21 protein-coding genes are annotated in these 19401 nt (G+C 63.5%); 11 read left to right on the forward strand and 10 right to left on the reverse strand.

The genetic code is table 11. From position 1 onward, the window contains the following. The 3 genes from ispE to GYA94_RS23105 all read right to left on the reverse strand — a co-directional run. Positions 1-399: 4-(cytidine 5'-diphospho)-2-C-methyl-D-erythritol kinase (ispE, locus tag GYA94_RS23095; protein ID WP_161893170.1), on the reverse strand; the 399-nt coding region annotated here is incomplete at its 3' end. Between the two features lie 4 nt (positions 400-403). Then, positions 404-1021, reverse strand: coding sequence for a lipoprotein insertase outer membrane protein LolB (lolB, locus tag GYA94_RS23100; RefSeq protein ID WP_161893171.1), 618 nt, complete (start codon positions 1019-1021; stop codon positions 404-406). A gap of 4 nt (positions 1022-1025) precedes the next feature. Further along, positions 1026-2747: a tetratricopeptide repeat protein gene (locus GYA94_RS23105; protein ID WP_161893172.1), complete on the reverse strand. Its 1722-nt coding sequence runs from the start codon at positions 2745-2747 to the stop codon at positions 1026-1028. A 229-nt stretch (positions 2748-2976) separates the two neighbouring features. Between GYA94_RS23105 and hemA the strand changes: the two genes are divergently transcribed. The 6 genes from hemA (at position 2977) to GYA94_RS23135 (ending at position 8325) form a co-directional block, all read left to right on the forward strand. Continuing rightward, positions 2977-4254, forward strand: coding sequence for a glutamyl-tRNA reductase (gene hemA, locus GYA94_RS23110; RefSeq protein WP_009682968.1), 1278 nt, complete (start codon positions 2977-2979; stop codon positions 4252-4254). After that, entirely contained in the window at positions 4251-5333 is a 1083-nt protein-coding gene (gene prfA, locus GYA94_RS23115) for a peptide chain release factor 1 (RefSeq protein WP_110679471.1), read from the forward strand. Before hemA ends, prfA begins: the two co-directional genes overlap by 4 nt. Further along, on the forward strand, positions 5333-6163 hold the full coding sequence (prmC, locus tag GYA94_RS23120; RefSeq protein ID WP_161893173.1) for a peptide chain release factor N(5)-glutamine methyltransferase: 831 nt from the start codon (positions 5333-5335) through the stop codon (positions 6161-6163). The genes prfA and prmC overlap by 1 nt, the downstream gene beginning before the upstream one ends. Continuing rightward, on the forward strand, positions 6157-6912 hold the full coding sequence (locus GYA94_RS23125) for a molybdopterin-synthase adenylyltransferase MoeB (RefSeq protein ID WP_161893174.1): 756 nt from the start codon (positions 6157-6159) through the stop codon (positions 6910-6912). Before prmC ends, GYA94_RS23125 begins: the two co-directional genes overlap by 7 nt. Then, complete coding sequence (gene murI, locus GYA94_RS23130) at positions 6905-7702, forward strand: glutamate racemase (protein WP_161893175.1); 798 nt, start codon at positions 6905-6907, stop codon at positions 7700-7702. Before GYA94_RS23125 ends, murI begins: the two co-directional genes overlap by 8 nt. 104 nt (positions 7703-7806) lie before the next feature. Beyond that, on the forward strand, positions 7807-8325 hold the full coding sequence (locus GYA94_RS23135) for an acyloxyacyl hydrolase (RefSeq protein ID WP_054912094.1): 519 nt from the start codon (positions 7807-7809) through the stop codon (positions 8323-8325). Positions 8326-8390: 65 nt separating this feature from the next. On the opposite strand, the gene GYA94_RS23140 is transcribed toward GYA94_RS23135, so the two are convergent. From GYA94_RS23140 to GYA94_RS23160, 5 genes are all read right to left on the reverse strand, one after another. After that, positions 8391-9092: an SDR family NAD(P)-dependent oxidoreductase gene (locus GYA94_RS23140; protein WP_161893176.1), complete on the reverse strand. Its 702-nt coding sequence runs from the start codon at positions 9090-9092 to the stop codon at positions 8391-8393. A gap of 19 nt (positions 9093-9111) precedes the next feature. Next, positions 9112-10533 (reverse strand): deoxyribodipyrimidine photo-lyase, encoded by a 1422-nt coding sequence (gene phrB / locus GYA94_RS23145; protein ID WP_161893177.1) that lies wholly within the window; start codon positions 10531-10533, stop codon positions 9112-9114. Then, entirely contained in the window at positions 10524-11423 is a 900-nt protein-coding gene (locus tag GYA94_RS23150; protein ID WP_110679475.1) for a MerR family transcriptional regulator, read from the reverse strand. Before GYA94_RS23150 ends, phrB begins: the two co-directional genes overlap by 10 nt. After that, positions 11413-12381: a YbgA family protein gene (locus GYA94_RS23155; protein ID WP_110679476.1), complete on the reverse strand. Its 969-nt coding sequence runs from the start codon at positions 12379-12381 to the stop codon at positions 11413-11415. The genes GYA94_RS23150 and GYA94_RS23155 overlap by 11 nt, the downstream gene beginning before the upstream one ends. 99 nt (positions 12382-12480) lie before the next feature. Further along, positions 12481-13467, reverse strand: coding sequence for an NAD(P)/FAD-dependent oxidoreductase (locus GYA94_RS23160; RefSeq protein WP_161893178.1), 987 nt, complete (start codon positions 13465-13467; stop codon positions 12481-12483). Positions 13468-13654: 187 nt separating this feature from the next. On the opposite strand from GYA94_RS23160, the gene GYA94_RS23165 reads away from it, so the two are divergent. Then, positions 13655-14560: a TIGR01777 family oxidoreductase gene (locus GYA94_RS23165; protein WP_110679477.1), complete on the forward strand. Its 906-nt coding sequence runs from the start codon at positions 13655-13657 to the stop codon at positions 14558-14560. A gap of 13 nt (positions 14561-14573) precedes the next feature. After that, the gene (hemH, locus tag GYA94_RS23170; RefSeq protein ID WP_110679478.1) at positions 14574-15596 is read left to right on the forward strand and encodes a ferrochelatase; all 1023 of its coding nucleotides are present in this window, start codon (positions 14574-14576) and stop codon (positions 15594-15596) included. Between the two features lie 78 nt (positions 15597-15674). Here the strand turns inward: hemH and GYA94_RS23175 are convergent, their stop codons facing one another. Both GYA94_RS23175 and upp read right to left on the reverse strand, forming a co-directional pair. Next, positions 15675-16949: a uracil-xanthine permease family protein gene (locus tag GYA94_RS23175; RefSeq protein ID WP_009682954.1), complete on the reverse strand. Its 1275-nt coding sequence runs from the start codon at positions 16947-16949 to the stop codon at positions 15675-15677. A 2-nt stretch (positions 16950-16951) separates the two neighbouring features. Beyond that, positions 16952-17590 (reverse strand): uracil phosphoribosyltransferase, encoded by a 639-nt coding sequence (gene upp / locus GYA94_RS23180; protein ID WP_009682953.1) that lies wholly within the window; start codon positions 17588-17590, stop codon positions 16952-16954. A gap of 158 nt (positions 17591-17748) precedes the next feature. Here upp and GYA94_RS23185 point away from each other — a divergent pair, with 158 nt between their 5' ends. From GYA94_RS23185 to GYA94_RS23195, 3 genes are all read left to right on the forward strand, one after another. Beyond that, positions 17749-18306, forward strand: coding sequence for a hypoxanthine-guanine phosphoribosyltransferase (locus GYA94_RS23185; protein WP_009682952.1), 558 nt, complete (start codon positions 17749-17751; stop codon positions 18304-18306). Positions 18307-18350: 44 nt separating this feature from the next. Next, the gene (locus GYA94_RS23190) at positions 18351-18821 is read left to right on the forward strand and encodes a hypothetical protein (RefSeq protein WP_054912102.1); all 471 of its coding nucleotides are present in this window, start codon (positions 18351-18353) and stop codon (positions 18819-18821) included. A 68-nt stretch (positions 18822-18889) separates the two neighbouring features. Next, a complete protein-coding gene (locus GYA94_RS23195) occupies positions 18890-19180 on the forward strand; it encodes a PA4642 family protein (RefSeq protein ID WP_009682950.1) in 291 nt (96 codons plus the stop codon). The last annotated feature ends 221 nt before the right edge of the window (positions 19181-19401 follow it).

Here is a 19401-nt window from a genome sequence, read left to right on the forward strand (position 1 = left end):
CAGGCTCAGGCCCAGGGCGGCCAGGCGGTCTTCGTCCCAATCCAGCTGCCACAGGTGGGCGAGGGCCAGCAGGGTGGTGGCAGCATCCGAACTGCCGCCGCCGATACCGCCACCCATGGGCAGGACCTTGGTCAGCCAGATGTCCGCACCCAATCGGGAACCTGATTGCGCTTGTAGCTTGCGCGCAGCACGCACGATCAGGTTGCTGTCGTGCGGTACTGCCTCGACAGGGGTATGCAACTGAATCACGCCGTCATCGCGCAGGGCGAAGTGCAGTTCGTCGCCGTGATCGAGAAACTGAAACACCGTTTCCAGCTCATGGTAGCCGTCGGCGCGGCGGCCAACGATGTGCAGCCACAGGTTGAGCTTGGCCGGTGCCGGCAGGGTCAGCGTGTGCATGGGCTCACTGCCCCAGCTGGCGCGGCTGCCAGTCCTTGATCACCAGGGTCACGTCCAGGTCCTGGCCGTGCAGCTTCAGGCGCTCGGGCAACCAGTAGCCGTTCTGCTCGGTGTAGCTAAGGTACTGCACCTGCCAGCCATCCTGGTCGAGGCTGGCCAGGCGGCTGTCGCCGTCAAGGCTCAGTGTGCTCTTGCTGTCAGGGGCGGGCAGGCCGCGTACCCACCAGACCAGGTGCGAGACCGGCAATCGCCAGCCCAGTTGCTCTTCCAGCAGGGCTTCGGGGCTGGGGGCTTCGTAGCGGCCCTGGTTGGCCACTTCCAGCACCACGCCGCCGGGGCGACCGGTGAGGCGGGCGGCACCTCGGCCCAGCGGGCCAGCCAGGCGAATGTCGTAGTAATCCTGGCGTTGCAGCCAGAACAGCGTGCCGCTGCCCGAATCGCGCGGTGCGCGGATGCCGACCTTGCCGTTGATCTGCCAGCCGTCGAGGCTGCTCAGTTGCTCTTTATGGGCGCGCCACTGCTGTGGGTCGCCATGGCCCTGCAGGGCCTCGCGGCTTCCAAAGCCGGCGCAGCCGGCGAGCAGGGCGATCAGGGTGAAGGTAATGCAATGGCGCAGAAACATGGCGTTAAAGGGTCTCGGATCCGGTCAGGCGCAGGAGGGTCTTGCGCAGGAGGGGGCTGTCGGGCTGGGCATCGAAGCCCTTGGCCCAGACCTGGCGGGCTTCGCGGCGTTTGCCGTTGGCCCACAGCACTTCGCCCAGGTGGGCAGCCACTTCGTGGTCGGGGAAGTTGGCAAACGCCTGGCGCAGGTAGGTTTCAGCCGCGTCGAGGTTGCCCAGGCGGTAATTCACCCAGCCCAGGCTGTCGAGCACTGCCGGGTCATCGGGAGTTAGCTGGTGGGCCTTTTCGATCAGCGTCCGGGCCTCGGCGTAGCGGGTCGTGCGGTCGGCCAGGGTGTAGCCCAGGGCGTTCAGGGCCATGGCGTTTTCCGGCTCGCGGGCGATGATCGCGCGCAGGTCTTGTTCCATCTGCGCCAGGTCGTCGCGTTTTTCGGCCAGCATGGCGCGTGTGTAAAGCAGGTTGAGCTCGTCCGGGTAGCGCTGGATGGCCTGTTGCAGCACCTGGTTGGCCTGGGCGTCCTTGTTGTTGTTGCTGTAGCTTTCCGATTCGATCAGGTACAGCTGGATGGCGTAGTCCGGCTGCGCTTCGCGGGCCTCGGCAAGCAGGCGCGAGGCCTCGCTGCCACGGCCGTTGGCGATGAGAATGTCGGCCTGGCGCAGTTGCGCCGGCAGGTAGTCGGGGCCCGGGCCGACCAGGGCGTATTCACGCAGGGCGCCTGCGGGGTCGTGGCGCTCTTCGCGGATACGGCCCAGGTTGAGGCGCGCGGCGTCGACGTTGCTGTCGCGTTCGACCAGTTCCTGCAGGTAGCCCTCGGCCTCGTCCCAGTCCTTGTTCTCCAGGCACACCAGGGCCAGGGAGTAGCGCAGCTCATCGTCGTCGGGGTATTGCTGGACCAGGCTGAGGAATTCGCCCTTGGCATCGGCAATACGGTCCTGCTCGACCAGGGTGCGGGCGTAGGTCAGGCGCAGGCGTTTGTCGTCCGGGTTGTCGCGAATGGCCCCGCGCAGCAGGGGCAGGGCCTCGGGGCCGCGGTCCAGCGCCTGAAGCAGGCGGGCGCGCAGCAGGATCGGGGCAATTTCGCCATTTTGCGGGGGGTGTGACTCGAGCAGTTCCAGGGCTTCTTCAGTCTTGCCGTCCTGGTTCAGCAGCAGGGCCTTGCCGAATACTAACTGGCCGTTGTCGGGGTATTTTGCCAGCAGCCGCTCGAAGCTCTGCAGCAAGCCGTCACGTGTGCTCTGGTCGGTTTCGGCAGCTGACAGGGCCAGGAAATCGAAATGGGTGTCGCCCTGACCCTGCAGTACCTTTTCCATGTAGGCCATGGAGTAGTCATAACGGCCGGCGCGCGCCAGTTGAATGGCAGCGGCGCGTTGGGCGTCGAGGTTCTGTGGGTCGTTGCGGGCCCAGACCAAGGCATTTTCCAGGGCGGGCTCGTCGGCACCCAGGTATTCTGCGATGCGGTAGGCGCGCTCGGATACGCCGGGATCCTGGGTCTTGGCGGCCTGGTCGGTGTAGTTGGCCAGGGCGATATCGAAGCGGTTGCGCTGCCCGGCCAGTTCCGCCACCAGCAGGCTGTAAAGGGTGTCTTGCTTGAAAGAACCATACACCACGGGCTTCTCGGCCTCCGCCTTGGCGGCATCGGCAACGGGAGGCTCGGCCTTTTGCGGGGCCAGGCTCTGGCAGCCCTGAAGCAGGGCGAAGGCAAGCAGCAATGCGTATGGTTTGTTCATAGAAGGCTTTATTGGAGGACTCACCGGCGGTCGCAGCATGATGACACAAGCGCGGGGGCAAACCCACCTGCGAAGGTATGAAGCCATGCATAGCACATGCAGACCGCAGCGCGGCAGCGTGGTTCGCTCGCAACGCCGCAGCCCTGTCAGCACATTAGCGAACGGTGGTTGTCCTGAAACCTGCGAAAGAGGACAATTATCGGCTTCCCGTCACAACCAGCGACCTCGCATGGCCTTTCTTGCACTCGGTATCAACCATAAGACTGCCTCGGTAGACGTACGCGAGCGCGTGGCGTTTACCCCAGAGCAGCTGGTAGACGCCCTGCAGCAGCTCTGCCGACTGACGTCCAGCCGCGAAGCGGCGATTCTGTCGACGTGCAACCGCAGTGAACTCTATATAGAGCAGGACCACCTGTCCGCCGACGCCGTACTCAAATGGCTGGCCGATTACCACCGCCTCAGCCTCGACGAACTGCGCGCCAGTGCCTACGTGCACGAAGAGCACGACGCCGTGAAGCACATGATGCGCGTGGCCTCGGGCCTCGACTCGCTGGTGCTCGGCGAGCCCCAGATCCTCGGCCAGATGAAGTCTGCCTACGCCGTGGCCCGCGAAGCCGGTACTGTCGGGCCGTTGCTCGGGCGCCTGTTCCAGGCCACCTTCAGTGCTGCCAAACAGGTGCGTACCGACACCGCCATTGGCGAGAACCCGGTGTCGGTGGCCTTTGCCGCCGTCAGCCTGGCCAAGCAGATCTTCGCCGACCTGGGCCGTAGCCAGGCCCTGCTGATCGGCGCCGGCGAAACCATCACCCTGGTCGCCCGCCACCTGCATGAGCAGGGCGTGCGCCGCATCGTGGTGGCCAACCGCACCCTGGAGCGCGCCAGCATCCTGGCCGAACAGTTCGGTGCGCATGCCGTTCTGCTGGCCGACATCCCCCAGGAGCTGGCCAACAGCGACATCGTCATCAGCTCCACTGCCAGCCAGTTGCCGATCCTTGGCAAAGGCGCGGTCGAAAGTGCGCTGAAGCAGCGCCGGCACAAACCGATCTTCATGGTCGACATCGCCGTGCCCCGCGATATCGAAACCGAGGTCGGTGAGCTCGATGACGTCTACCTCTACACCGTCGATGACCTGCACGATGTGGTGGCGGAGAACCTCAAGAGCCGCCAAGGCGCGGCCCAGGCTGCCGAAGAACTGGTGACAGTCGGCGCCGAAGACTTCATGCTGCGCCTGCGTGAACTGGCTGCCGTGGATGTGCTCAAGGCCTATCGCCAGCAAAGCGAGCGCCTGCGCGACGAAGAACTGCAAAAGGCCCAGCGCCTGCTGGCCAACGGCGGCAACCCCGAGGACGTACTGGCCCAATTGGCCCGGGGCCTGACCAACAAACTCCTGCATGCGCCCAGCGTGCAGTTGAAAAAGCTCTCGGCCGAGGGGCGCGTCGATGCGCTGGCCATGGCCCAGGAACTCTTTGCCCTCAACGAGGGCTCGACGGACAAAACCCCGCAATGAAAGCGTCGCTGCTGAACAAACTGGAAATTCTCCAGGACCGCTTCGAAGAACTCACCGCCTTGCTCGGCGATGCCGAGGTCATTTCCGACCAGACGCGCTTTCGCGCGTATTCCCGCGAGTACGCCGAGGTCGAGCCGGTCTATGCTGCCTATAAAGAGTGGCGCAAAGTCCAGGACGACCTCGAAGGTGCCCAGGCGCTGCTCAAGGACAGTGACCCGGACATGCGCGAAATGGCCGTGGAAGAAGTGCGTGAAGCCAAGGAGCAACTGCTGGCCCTGGAGGCGCAGCTGCAGCGCATGCTGCTGCCCAAGGACCCGAATGATGGCCGCAACGTGTTCCTCGAGATCCGCGCCGGCACCGGTGGCGACGAGGCCGCGATCTTCTCGGGTGACCTGTTCCGCATGTATTCGCGTTACGCCGAAAAGCGTGGCTGGCGCCTGGAGATTTTGTCCGAGAACGAAGGCGAACACGGCGGCTACAAAGAAATCATCGCCCGTGTCGAAGGTGAAAACGTCTACGGCAAGCTCAAGTTCGAGTCTGGCGCACACCGCGTGCAGCGCGTGCCGGAGACCGAATCCCAGGGCCGCGTGCACACTTCCGCCTGCACCGTGGCGGTACTGCCCGAGCCAGACGAACAAGCGGCCATCGAAATCAACCCGGCTGACCTGCGCGTGGACACCTACCGCGCCTCCGGTGCCGGCGGCCAGCACGTCAACAAGACCGACTCGGCGATCCGCATCACCCACTTGCCCACCGGCATCGTGGTGGAGTGTCAGGAAGAGCGCTCGCAACACAAGAACCGCGCCCGCGCCATGTCCTGGCTTTCGGCGAAGCTCAACGACATGCAGACCAGCGCCGCCCAGAACGCCATTGCCAGCGAGCGCAAACTGCTGGTCGGGTCGGGTGACCGCTCGGAACGTATTCGTACCTACAATTACCCACAGGGGCGGGTGACCGATCACCGTATCAACCTGACCTTGTATTCGCTGGACGACATCCTCAGTGGTGGCGTGGACGCGGTGATCGAGCCGCTGCTGGCCGAATACCAGGCCGATCAACTGGCTGCCCTGGGGGACTGATGACCATCATCGCCAGCCTGCTGCGCAACGCACAGTTGCCAGAATCGCCTACCGAACGCCTGGATGCCGAACTGCTGCTGGCAGCGGCCATCGGCAAGTCGCGCAGTTATCTGCACACCTGGCCCGAGCGGATAGTCAGCAGCGAAGACGCGCAGACCTACGCCGGGTACCTGCAGCGCCGCCGCGGCGGTGAGCCGGTGGCGTATATCCTTGGCCAGCAAGGTTTCTGGAAGATCGACCTGGAAGTCGCGCCGCACACGCTCATCCCACGGCCGGATACCGAGCTGCTGGTGGAAACCGCCCTTGAACTGCAGCCCGCAGCCCCAGCCAGGGTTCTCGACCTGGGCACTGGCACGGGCGCCATCGCATTGGCCCTGGCCAGCGAGCGCCCCGCCTGGCAGGTCACGGCCGTAGACCGGGTGGCAGAGGCCGCTGCGCTTGCCGAGCGCAACCGGCAGCGCCTGGGCCTGAGCAATGCCCAGGTGCGCCTCAGCCATTGGTTCGACAGCCTGGCCGGTGAGTGTTTCGACCTGATCGTCAGCAACCCGCCCTACATCGCCGCAGCAGATCCACACCTGGTGGCTGGCGACGTGCGTTTCGAACCCAGCAGTGCGTTGGTGGCTGGCCCCGATGGCCTGGACGACCTGCGCGTGATCGTCACCCAGGCCCCTGGGCACCTGCTGCCGGGTGGCTGGTTGCTGCTGGAGCATGGCTATGATCAAGCCGCGGCAGTACGAGCCTTGCTGGTCGAACAGGGCTTCAACGAGGTGGCCAGCCGGACCGATCTGGGTGGCCATGAACGCATCAGCCTGGGGCGCCTGCCATGCTGAGTGATCTGGAACTGCTGCGCTACAGCCGCCAGGTGCTGCTGGCGCAGATCGACATCGACGGCCAGCTACGCCTCAAGCACAGCAAGGCATTGATTGTCGGGCTGGGTGGCCTGGGTTCGCCGGTCGCCCTGTACCTGGCAGCCGCCGGGGTTGGCGAACTGCACCTGGCGGACTTCGATACCGTCGACCTGACCAACCTGCAGCGCCAGGTGCTTCACGACAGCGACAGTGTCGGCATGAGCAAGGTCGACTCGGCGCTGCAGCGCCTGCAGGCCATCAACCCTGAAGTCACCCTGGTTGCGCAACGCCAGGCACTGGACGAGGACTCCCTGGCAGCCGCGGTAGCGGCCGTCGACCTGGTACTGGACTGCTCCGATAATTTCTCCACGCGCGAGGCGGTCAACGCCGCCTGTTTCGCCGCCGGCAAACCCTTGGTCAGCGGTGCGGCAATCCGGTTGGAGGGGCAGCTGTCGGTGTTTGACCCGCGTCGCGACTACAGCCCTTGCTACCACTGCCTGTATGGGCATGGCAGTGAAGCCGAGCTGACCTGTAGCGAGGCGGGGGTGATCGGCCCACTGGTGGGCCTGGTCGGCAGCCTGCAGGCGCTGGAAGCGATGAAGCTGCTGGCAGGCTTCGGCGAGCCGCTGGTCGGCCGGCTGCTGTTGATCGACGCCCTCGGCACCCGTATTCGCGAACTGCGCGTCAAGCGCGACCCGGCGTGTGCCGTGTGCGGCAAGCGCGATGGCTGAGCGCTCGGCGCCGGTCGGCGTGATGGACTCAGGTGTTGGTGGCTTGTCGGTGCTCGCCGAGATCCAGCGCCTGTTGCCCAACGAGACACTGCTGTACGTGGCCGATTGCGGCCATGTGCCTTATGGCGAAAAAACCCCGGACTACATCCGTGAGCGCTGCCGGCGCATTGCCGGGTTCTTCCGCGAGCAAGGCGCCAAGGCTCTGGTGCTGGCCTGCAACACCGCCACGGTGGCGGCCGCGGCGGATTTGCGCGAGCTGTACCCGAACTGGCCATTGGTGGGGATGGAGCCTGCAGTAAAGCCTGCCGCGGCTGCGACACGCTCAGGCGTGGTTGGCGTGCTGGCCACCACCGGCACGTTGCAAAGCGCCAAGTTCGCGGCTTTGCTCGACCGCTTCGCCAGCGACGTGCTGGTGATCACCCAGCCTTGCCCGGGGTTGGTCGAGCTGATCGAGACCGGCGACTTGTGCAGCCCCACGCTGCGCCAGATGCTGTGGGGCTATGTCGAGCCGCTGCTGGCCGCTGGTTGTGACACCTTGATCCTGGGCTGTACCCATTACCCCTTCCTGCGGCCGCTGCTGGCCGGCATGGTGCCGCCAGAGGTGGCCATCATCGATACCGGTGCCGCCGTCGCCCGCCAGTTGCAGCGGCTGCTAGGCAACAATGGCCTGCTGGCCGCCGGACCGGCGCAGGCTACCCGCTTCTGGACCAGCGCCGATCCCTCTTCCCTGAAAAAAATCCTGCCTGTGCTGTGGCATAAGTCTGACGATGTGCAAAGCTTTGCCATGTGAAAAAAACGTGAAGAAAAGCTGAACTATCGTACCACTGCCGCTTTCTATGCTTTGCCTGAGATGAGGCGATCATTAAAACAGCACTAGGATGAAGGATGTTTCTCATGAAGAAACTGCTGGGCTTGGCGGCGGCTGCCGTTTTCACCATGGGGCAGGCAGTATCGGCGCAGGCTGCTGATGTATCGGTTTCGGTAGGGCAGACCGGTGACTCGACGATGGTCTACCGGCTGGGGCTGCAGTCGAACTGGGATGCCAGCTGGTGGCAGACCAGCGTCGGCCGCGTGACCGGCTATTGGGACGGCGCCTACACCTATTGGGACGGCGACGACACGGCTAGCAACCACAGCCTGTCGTTCGCACCCGTGTTCGTGTACGAGTTTGCCGGCCAGTCGGTCAAGCCCTACATCGAGGCGGGCATCGGCGTGGCAGCTTTCTCCAGCACCGAGCTGGAAAGCAACGAACTGGGTTCGTCGTTCCAGTTCGAAGACCGCATCGGCTTCGGCCTGCGCTTCGCCGGTGGGCATGAAATTGGTGTGCGTGCGATCCACTACTCGAACGCCGGCATCAAAGAACCCAATGACGGGGTCGAAAGCTACAGCTTGCATTACCGCATGGCGCTCTGACCCGATCGGGTCGACCATCAACCGCCAAGCGCGACCCAGGTTCGCGCTTGGCGGGGAGCCTGCCGTCACCTTGGCGGCAGCGGCCATAGCCCACTGAGGTCAAGCGTCTCCAGCACCAACTCGGGCTCAGCCGCGGGCCAGCGCCGCAACAACTCCTGCGCGGCGCTTTGCGGCGTCCACTGCTCCGGAAAGGCTTGCGCAGGCGTCACTGGCGTTTTCAGCGACTGCGGCCCTACCACGGTCAGCGATATCCCCAACGCCTTGAGCGCATCACGTTGCTCACGTACCCACTGCGGCAGGTGGTTCCAACCGGCGGTTACCTGGCTTGGCGCGTACAACTGCAGGGCCGAGTAGCGGTTGAAAATAGCCATCACCTGGGGCGAATCACCCTTTGCCAGCAAGGGCGTCACCGCTGTCAGGCAGTGCTTGCCCGCCAGCTGGTTGCTGGTGACGATGGCCTCGATCAATTCGCTGTCAGCCACATCGCCCGGCAGGTAATCGCTGGTGCCGGCATTGATGATCACGCCGTCCAGTGAGTGCCATTGACGAGCGATCAGCTGGCAAGCGTCAGCGGCTTGCTGTGCATCGTGCAACTGCCAGGGCACTTGCAGGAATTGCTGGCCATAGCGTTCGCCCAGCGCTTCGAACGCAGGCGCATCCTTGCCACTCGCGGCCACCCGGTGGCCTTGGTCGAGCAGCCCTTGCAACAACGCCAAGCCAAGTCCATTGCTTGCGCCTGTAACCCAAAAACTGCGTGAGTTGTTCAAGACGTTCTGCCCCCTGATGTTACCGTCGCGGCAGGCCCTTGAAGGCCTCCAATGCACGTTGGCGACTACTGCCCAGATCAACTATTGGATTGTGATACGAATTACCAGCGAAAAGATCCGTAGATTTCATCGGACCATGAATTGTTTTTTCATCGATATCGCGAAGCTCCGGCAGCCAGTGACGAATGAAACGCCCCTGAGGGTCGAAACGCTGCGATTGTGAGACCGGGTTGAAAATGCGGAAATAGGGCACCGAATCGGTGCCGGTGGAGGCGCTCCACTGCCAGCCGCCATTGTTGGCGGCCAGGTCACCATCGATGAGGTGGCGCATGAAGTGACGCTCGCCCTTGCGCCAGTCGATCAACAGGTTTTTGCTGAGGAACATGGCGACGATCATGCGCAGCCGGTTGTGCATCCAGCCCGTGTGCAGCAGCTGGCGCATGGCCGCGTCGATGATCGGGAAGCCGGTACGGCCCTGCTCCCAAGCCTCGAGATCGTCCGGCGCATCGCGCCAGGGCAGGGCTTCGGTATGGCTGCGAAAGGCGCGGTGCCGCGAGACCTGTGGGTAGCCGGTAAGAATATGCTTGTAGAATTCGCGCCATAGCAGTTCGTTGACCCAGGTCTGCACACCCGTGCTACCGCTGTCGAACTCGCCCTTGTTAGCGGCAAGGGCCCCATGCAAGCACTGGCGCGGGGAAATCACCCCGGCGGCTAGGTACGGCGAAAGCTGGCTGGTCCCTGGCATCGCCGGCAGGTCCCGGGTTTTATGGTAGTCGTCGATGGTTTCGTCCAGAAACTGCGATAGGCGCTGCTGTGCATGGGCCTCGCCCGCCGGCCAGTGCTCACGCAAGGCGCGCGGGGTTTTTTCGAAGTCGTCGATATGTTGCGGGATCGGGTCACTGTGGATCTTCAGCGCAGCCTGGCGCTTTACCCGCCGGGCCAGCGCAGGCAGGCTGCGGTGCAGGTGTTCAAGGCAGGTTTTTTTGAACTGGCTGAATACCTGAAAATAATCGCCACTGCGGGTCAGGATGGTGCCTGGGCGAAACAGCAGTTGGTCGAGATAGCTGTGCGCCTGGACAGCCGCTTTTTCCAGCAGCTTGCGCGTAGCAGCGTCCCGGCGCTGCTCGTTGATGCCGTATTCCTCGTTCCAGTGCACGCTTTGCACCTGGTGTTGTTGGCAAACATCGAGTACGGCCTGAGGCGCCTGGTCCCAGGTGTCGATCTTGCGGATCAGCAGCGGGATGTTCAGCTTTTCCAGCGCCTGGCGCAGGTCGCGCAGGTTGCGTAGCCAGAAATCGACTTTGCAGTCGGCGTCGTCGTGCGCACGCCATTGCCCGGGGCTGACCAGCCACAAGGCGATGGTCGGCCCGCGCTCGGTCGCAGCGCTCAGTGCGGTGTTGTCATCGATGCGCAGGTCACTACGCAGCCAGGTCAGGTGCATGGGGCATTGATCTCTACAGGCTGGCGGTCATGGGCTTGAAGCAGGCGCAAGGCCGCTTGCGGGGTATCGAACAGGAAAAGGTCAGGCAGTTCGCTGTCTTTGAGGCGGGTTTCATGCAGTGCAACCATGCTGCCACCAAGCAACTTCGGCCCCGGCACCCCTTGCAGGGCACGCAGCAAGGCTTTGTCGTCCATGCGCGGGCCCAGGTGCAGTAGCACGGCCCGGGGTTGGAAGATGTTGACTGCGCTTTGCAGTTGCGCCGCGCTGACGGGCTGCTCGAGCACCTCAACGGGGATGCCATTGCTGGCGAACAACCAGGCGCACAGCCACAGCCCTGGGCTGAAGGCGCGCTCGCTGTCTTCGGCCAGAAGCACGGCGGGGCCGTGCAGCAACTGGTTGTCGTGGTAGACGCGGGCGCCCAGCTTGCTGCGTAGCCAGCCGTAGAAGAACACCTGCTCCAGCCGCGCGTTGAAGTAGCTGCCCCAGCGCAGGTTGAGCAGGTCGAGCAAGGGCAGCAGCAATTGTTCGCACAGGGTCAGAGCCGGATACAGCGCCATGGCCTGGTTGAGTTGCTGGTCCAGGTTACGTTGCGACAGGCTGGCGATGGCTTCGACCAGCTCGTACTGACGGGCTTGCCAGTCGCCTTTGGGCGCGCTGCTGGTTGGTTTGTCGAGCAATTCGCGCACTTGGCCAACAGAGGCACCCCGCTGCAACCAGGCCAGGATCGTTTCCACCCGTTCCACCTGACTTTGTGGGTACAGGCGGTGCCCCTTCGCTGTGCGTTGTGGTTTCAGCAGGCCATAACGGCGCTCCCAGGCGCGCAGCGTGACCGGGTTCACCCCGGTGCGGCGGGCCAACTCGCCTATTGGCAACAGCACCTCAGACCGCATTGCGTAAACCCAGGCTTTCAGGGTGGGGTTGCAGGTAGGTTTGCTGAAGCAGGTACGGGTCCGGATGCTTGCGCAGGTGGTGTTTGAGCAGCGTCAGTGGCACCACCAGCGGCACGACGCCCTGCTGGTACTGGCCGATGATCGTCTGCAGCTCGGCTTTGTCCTGCTGGGTGAGGGTGTCCTTGAAATAGCCGCTGAGGTGCTGCAGCACATTGCAGTGGGTGCCACGGCTGGCACAGCGGCGCAGCGCCTGCATCAGCTGGCTGAAATACCGCTGGCCCACCTGTTGCGGGTCATCGTCCTTGCTCATGCTGCCGAGCAGGCGCCCGAGGGTGCGGTAGGCCTGAGGGTTGTTGGCCATCAACAGGTACTTGTAGCGCGAGTGGAAGCTTACCAAGGCACCCCGGCTGAGGCCTTCGGCCAGCAGGCGTTGCCAGTCGGCATAGGCATAGACACGGCTTATGAAGTTCTCGCGCAGCACCGGGTCATGCAGCCGGCCTTCCTCTTCCACCGGCAGGTCGGGGCGTAGCGCGCAGAAAGCCTGGGCAAAGGCGCCGCGACCACTCTGCACCGCAGGGTGGCCGTTTGGCTGATAGACCTTGACCCGTTCCAAGCCGCAGGAGGGCGATTTCTGCATGAAGATATAGCCGCAGATGTCACCCAGCTCAGCGGCCATCTGCTCGCCATAGCTGCGTAGCGGCCCGGTCAGGTCCATGCCCGGGTTGCGGGTGCCGACCACTTCAGGGTTGTTCGGGTCGCCAACCAGGCGGATCGGATCGCGAGGCACGCCTAGCCCGATGGCTACCTCGGGGCAAACAGGCAGCCATTCGAAATGTTCTTCCAGTTGCGTGCGACACAGGTCGGAGGCCTTGTGGCCGCCGTTATAGCGCACGCTGTGCCCGGTGAGGCAGGCGCTGATGGCAATACGCGGCTTGCTGTGGGTGGGCGGGTTTAGCATGACTGCCTCCAAAAACCTGTACGTTTGTAAAAACTTGTACAGGTTTATTCCAGCACAGTGCGGAAGTTATGCAAACCAGTTTTTTTGTATAAGGTGAAATCAGTCCAAATGTTCGAGCAGTCGCCGTGCTGCTTCCTGGCCGCTGAGCCAGGCGCCTTCTACACGCCCCGACAAGCACCAGTCGCCGCATGCATACAAGCCTTGGTCGGCATCGGCCAGGGCGCCCCACTCATGGTTGCTGCTCGGGCGGGCATACAGCCAGCGGTGGGCCAGGGAGAACGCGGGCGCGGGCACCACGCAGCCGATCAGTTCGGCGAATTCGCCGTACAGATGCTCGATCACTGCCTCTCTGGGCAGGTCGATATGCTGCCGGCTCCAGTCTGCCGTTGCGTGCAATATCCAGGTATCGGGCTGCTCGTCGCGGCCAGGCTTGCTGCGGTTGCGTGCCAGCCAATCGAGGGCGCTGTCCTGCACGAAGCAGCCTTGCATCGGTGTATCCAGCGGGGCCTGGAATGCCAGGGCCACGGCCCAGGTGGGTTCCATCTGCACGCCGGCCGCCACGGCGGCCAACTTGGGCGTGGCGGCCAGCAGCGGTGTCGCCTGGGGCGCCGGCACGGCAATTACCACGCGGCTGAAGGGGCCGTGGCTGCAGCCGTCGGTATCCTGCAGGTGCCAGTACTGCTTGCCGCGAAACACCTCGGCAATGCGGCAGTCGAAATTCACCGTCACGTCCTTGAGCAGGCCGCGGGTGATCGCGCTCATGCGCGGCACGCCTACCCAGCGTGTCTGCTCGTCGGGGGAGGGGCTGAGGGTGCCGTCGCGGTAGTTGTACAGCTGGGGTTTCCACTGCTCTGCCCAGCCTGCAGCCACCCATTGCTGGACCTGCTCGACAAAGCGCCGGTCGCGGGCAGTGAAATACTGCGCGCCAAGGTCGAGGGCGCCGGCCTCGCTGCGCTTGCTGGCCATGCGCCCGCCGCTGCCCTTGCCTTTATCGAACAAGTGCACCGACCGCCCGGCCTTCTGCAAAGCCTGGGCGGCAGACAAGCCGGCGATACCGGCACCAATGATGGCAATAGGTACTGTCATGATGGCCTCTTCAAACCTTGCTATGAGCAGACTACGCTGTCAGGAAAACCTGTACAAAGCAAAAATATTGTATAAGGTAATTCCGCTTTGCCGGACAGGTTGGCCTATGTTTATCCGAGAGCGTCGGGTCAAAAAAGTGCCTTGATGTTAAAAATAGACCACCGCTGCAATCTGCGAGGACACAGGCATGCATATATTGCTGACAGGCGGTACCGGGTTGATTGGCAAGCACCTGTGCCAGTACTGGCTCAGCCAGGGCCACCGGCTGACAGTGTGGAGCCGGCGGCCACAGGAGGTGGCGAAACTCTGCGGCGCCGGGGTGCGTGGCATCGCCCGGCTTGAGCAACTGGAGGCAGACGATCAGCTCGATGCAGTGGTCAACCTGGCGGGGGCGCCGATTGCCGACCGGCCCTGGACGGCCGCCCGGCGCAACCTGTTGTGGGCTAGCCGCATTGCCCTGACCGAGCAGCTGCTGGCTTGGCTGGGCACCCGCGAACAGCGCCCTGAGGTGTTGCTATCCGGGTCAGCGGTGGGCTGGTACGGAGACGGCGGTGAGCGCGAACTGACCGAGGCCTCGCCCCCGGTGCGGGAAGATTTCGCCAGCCAGTTGTGTATAGCCTGGGAAGAAACAGCCCAGCGCTCGCAGGCCCAGGGCATCCGTGTGGTGTTGGTGCGTACCGGGCTGGTGCTGGCCAGCGATGGCGGCTTTTTGTCGCGCTTGCGCATCCCCTTCAAGCTGGGGCTGGGTGGGCCGTTGGGCAACGGTCGGCAGTGGATGCCGTGGATCCATATAGACGACCAGGTCGCCCTGATTGATTTTCTCTTGCAGCATAAGGACGCCAGCGGTCCTTATAATGCCTGCGCTCCAACGCCCGTGCGCAACCGCGAGTTCGCCAGGCGGCTGGGCCGTGCGCTGCATCGGCCGGCGCTATTGCCGGTGCCGGCACTGCTGCTCAAGGCCGGCTTGGGCGAGCTGTCGACCTTGCTGTTGGGCGGCCAGCGTGCGCGCCCGGTACGTTTGCTGGAGGCGGGCTTCGCCTTCCGCTTCAATGATCTGCAATCGGCCCTGGACGACCTGTCCAGCCGCCTCTGACATAGGACGCTGCATGACTGATCACGCCCTGCTGCTGGTCAACCTGGGTTCCCCGGCCTCCACTTCGGTGGCCGATGTACGCCGCTACCTCAACCAGTTTCTGATGGACCCATACGTGGTGGACCTGCCTTGGCCACTGCGGCGGCTGCTGGTGTCGTTGATCCTGATCAAGCGACCGGAGCAGTCGGCCCATGCCTATGCGTCCATCTGGTGGGAAGAGGGCTCGCCGTTGGTGGTGCTGACCCGCCGCCTGCAGGCTGCCATGGTCGAGCATTGGCCGCATGGGCCGGTTGAAATAGCCATGCGTTACGGCCAGCCGGCGCTGGAGGATGTGTTGGCGCGTCTGGCAGCGCAGGGCGTGCGCAGGGTTACCCTGGCGCCGTTGTACCCACAGTTCGCGGACAGTACGGTGACCACGGTCGTGGAGTTGGCGAAACAGACCATCCAAGAGCGCCAGTTGCCGTTGCAAATGCGGGTGCTGCAGCCGTTCTACGAGCACCCCGCGTATATCCAGGCACTGGCGGCCAGCGCCGAACCTTACCTGGCACAGGATTACGACCACCTGTTGCTGAGTTTTCATGGGCTGCCGGAGCGGCACCTGAAAAAGCTGTACCCGCGCGGCACGCGCGGCAAGCATGATCTGCGTGCAGCCGACTGCTGCAAAGATGCCAGCGCCGAGGTGCGCGCGGTGTGTTACCGGGGTCAGTGCCTGGCGACCGCCAAAGCGTTTGCGGCGCAGTTGGGTATACCCGACGGCAAGTGGTCGGTGAGTTTCCAGTCGCGGCTGGGGCGTGACAAGTGGATCGAACCGTACACCGAAACACGCCTGGACGAGCTGGCCAAGGCGGGGGTCAGGAAGTTGCTGGTGATGTGCCCGGCATTCGTGGCCGACTGCATCGAAACGCTGGAAGAAATCGGCATGCGCGGCAGTGAGCAGTTTGTCGAGGCCGGCGGGCGGGAGCTGGTGCTGGTGCCGTGCTTGAACGACCACCCGCAGTGGGTAAGGGTGTTGGCGGACATGTGTGAAAAGGCCTGAGTGAACCGGCCTTTTCGCGGGTGAACCCGCTCCCACAGGGTGTTTTGCTGCCCTGTGGGCGCTCAGGTCAAGGGTGGCTCAAGGCTGCTGATCCTCGAGCTTCTTGTGCTTCCAGCCGTCATTGCCAGGCAAGATCAGGTTCAGGGCAATCGCCACGATGGCACACAGTGCAATCCCCTTCAGGCCCCAGTCATCCGGGCCATCACCGCTGCCGATCAGTACCCCGCCAATACCGAACACCAGGGTCACCGACACGATCACCAGGTTGCGCGCTTCGGCCAGGTCGACCTTGTGGCGGATCATGGTGTTCAAGCCTACCGCGGCGATCGAGCCGAACAGCAGGCACAGGATGCCGCCCATCACCGGCACCGGAATACTCTGCAGCAGCGCGCCGAACTTGCCGATGAATGCCAGGGTAATGGCGAATACCGCCGCCCAGGTCATGATCTTCGGGTTGTAGTTCTTGGTCAGCATCACCGCACCGGTCACTTCGGCGTAGGTGGTATTGGGCGGGCCGCCGAACAGGCCGGCGGCGGTGGTGGCCAGGCCGTCACCCAGCAGGGTGCGGTGCAGGCCGGGCTTCTTCAGGTAGTCACGGCCGGTTACGCTGCCAACCGCGATAACCCCGCCAATGTGCTCGATCGCAGGTGCCAAGGCTACCGGAACGATGAACAGAATGGCCTGCCAGTTGAACGCTGGTGCCGTGAAGTTGGGCATTTCCAGCCAGGGGGCAGCGGCGATTCTGGCGGTGTCGACCACGCCAAAGGCAAATGACAGGGCAAAACCCACCAGCACGCCAGCGATGATCGGCACCAGGCGGAAGATGCCTTTGCCGAACACGGCGACGATCAGTGTGGTCAGCAGCGCCGGCATGGAGATCAGCATGGCTGTCTTGTACGGCAGCAGCACGCTCCCGTCGCCAGCCTTGCCCATCGCCATGTTGGCAGCAATCGGCGCCATGGCCAGGCCGATGGAGATGATCACCGGCCCGATCACCACGGGCGGCAGCATGCGGTCGATGAAACCGGTGCCTTTGATTTTCACCATCAGGCCCATGAAGGTATACACGAAACCTGCGGCCATCACGCCGCCCATGGTCTCGGCCAGGCCGAACTGGCCTTTGGCGAGAATGATCGGGGTGATGAAGGCGAAGCTGGAAGCCAGGAACACCGGGACCTGACGGCCGGTGACCAACTGGAACAGCAAGGTACCGATACCCGCGGTGAACAGCGCGACGTTCGGGTCCAGGCCGGTGATCAGTGGCATCAGTACCAGCGCACCGAATGCCACGAAGAGCATCTGCGCGCCCGAAACGACCTGGCGCCAGAGCGGGTCGTTGAAGCCGTCCTGCATGTTCAGGCGTCCTTTTGCTTGGTGCCGAAGATCTTGTCACCGGCATCGCCGAGGCCCGGCACGATATAGCCGTGCTCGTTCAGGCGCTGGTCGATCGAGGCGGTGTAGATCTGTACATCGGGGTGAGCCTTTTCCACCACGTCGATGCCTTCTGGTGCCGCGACCAGGACCATGGCGCGAATCTCTTTGCAGCCCGCCTTCTTCAACAGGTCGATGGTGGCAACCATCGAGCCGCCGGTTGCCAGCATGGGGTCGATGATCAATGCCAGGCGCTGGTTGATGTCCGGGGCGAGCTTTTCCAGGTAGGTGTGGGCTTCGAGGGTCTCTTCGTTGCGGGCAACACCGACCGCGCTCACCTTGGCACCCGGGATCAGGCTGAGTACGCCGTCGAGCATGCCGATGCCGGCACGCAGAATGGGCACTACGGTGATCTTCTTGCCGGCGATTTTCTCTACCGCGACCTTGCCACACCAGCCATCGATCTCGTAGGTTTCGAGCGGCAGGTCCTGGGTGGCTTCATAAGTCAGAAGAGCGCCGACTTCCTGGGCGAGTTCGCGAAAATTCTTGGTGCTGATATCGGCACGGCGCATCAGGCCGAGCTTGTGGCGGATCAGCGGGTGGCGGATCTCACGAGTGGGCATAGGGGGGCTCCGAAAGGCGGGCAAAAAAACCGCGCTAGATTAATCTATTCAGCCTGCGCTGTCGTCTGGTCATTCTGCACGTTAGTCCATAAACGCTTGATCTGTGACGAGCGGATGCGTACCTTTGCCCGCTTTTCCAAAATCCCCCGGAGCGCGCCATGTCCGCCGATCTCGAGCATATCCGTCAAGTCATGCGTGAAGCTGACTGCCTGTACACCGAAGCCGAGGTCGAAGCGGCCATCGCCAAGGTGGGCGAGCAGATCTGCAAGGACCTGCACGACAAGAACCCTGTGGTCTTCTGCGTGATGAACGGTGGCCTGATCTTCTCCGGCAAACTGCTGACCCACCTGCAGTTCCCGCTGGAAGCTTCCTACCTGCACGCCACGCGCTACCGCAACCAGACCAGTGGCGGCGAGCTGTTCTGGAAGGCCAAGCCCGAGGTGTCGTTCATCGACCGCGACGTGCTGATCGTCGACGACATCCTCGATGAAGGCCATACCCTCAGTGCCATCATCGAGTTCTGCAAGCACGCCGGCGCGCGCTCGGTGTACACCGCCGTGCTGATCGACAAGGACCACGACCGCAAAGCCAGCCCGGACCTCAAGGCCAACTACGTGGGCCTGCCCTGCATCGACCGCTACATCTTCGGCTATGGCATGGACTACAAAGGCTACTGGCGCAACGCCAACGGCATCTTCGCCGTCAAGGGCCTGTAAAAACGGCCACGTGCTAGAGTGGGGCTTCATACAAGGAGCCTCACATGCGTGCGTTTCTCCCCCTTCTGGTGGCCGTCAGCCTGCCGCTGGCCGCTGCACCGCTGCACAGCCAGTTCCTGCCCCCGGACGACCTGGCCCTGCGTCAGGAAGCACCCACCAGCCAGCAGTTGCTGCAAGTGACCGACTACTCGGTGGTAGTCGGTGCCCAGCGGCAGTCCGACCAGCAGCCGATCCCGATCACCTCGTCGCTGCAAGTGCGCCTGAAGGGCAAGCCGCTGAGCAAGGGGGCGACCATTGCCCAGGTGCTGCTGACATTCGACGGTGAGGCCGCCAAGAGCCTCAAGAAACCGGTGTACGACGACAAGACCCGCACCTTGAGCCTGAATTACCCCCTCAGCGACTACCGGGTGATCATGGACCTGCTGCGCAACGAAACGCTGTATGTGCAGTTCCTCACCTATGGCAACGGCCACATCTGGGCCGACCTGCACACGGGCACCGTACGTACGCGTTGAGGCGCGCGGCCTGCGGGGGGTAAACTGCCGGCCTTCGAAATTCCGTGATGGTCCAGATGGAGCCGGCAATGCGTAAAGACAAGAAACAGGTAATCGGTGACGAAATCAGCGACGACTACATCAAGTCGTTCCTTCAGTTCGAGCCGGCCGATGGCGTCACCTCACCCTCGCTGCACAAACTGGTGAAAGCCTACCGCGGCCTGCGTGTGGACGACTTCCAGCGTTTTGTCGGGTTCTTCGTCGAAGCCGGCCTGGACCTGGATGGCAAGGACGAACACGGCAAAACCTTCGTCGAGCAGATCGCCGACCAGCGCAATGCGCAGGAATACATCGAGATCATCGCCCAGGCCCGTGGTTGATCGTTGGCCTGTGCCGCCTTCTCGCGGCCCAGGCTGACCAACACGCAGGCAAAAAAACGCCCCGAAGGGGGATGCCTGTCCTTTAAGCGTTATTGGGGCTGCTTTGCAGCCCTTCGCGGGCGCGCCCGCTCCCACACGTTTGGCGCTGCACTCAATAAATGCGTGACCCCTGTGGGAGCGGGCGTGCCCGCGAAGCTCGTAAGCCTCTCCGAGGCCACGAG

It is taken from the genome of Pseudomonas juntendi (assembly GCF_009932375.1).
Classification (GTDB): domain Bacteria; phylum Pseudomonadota; class Gammaproteobacteria; order Pseudomonadales; family Pseudomonadaceae; genus Aquipseudomonas; species Aquipseudomonas juntendi.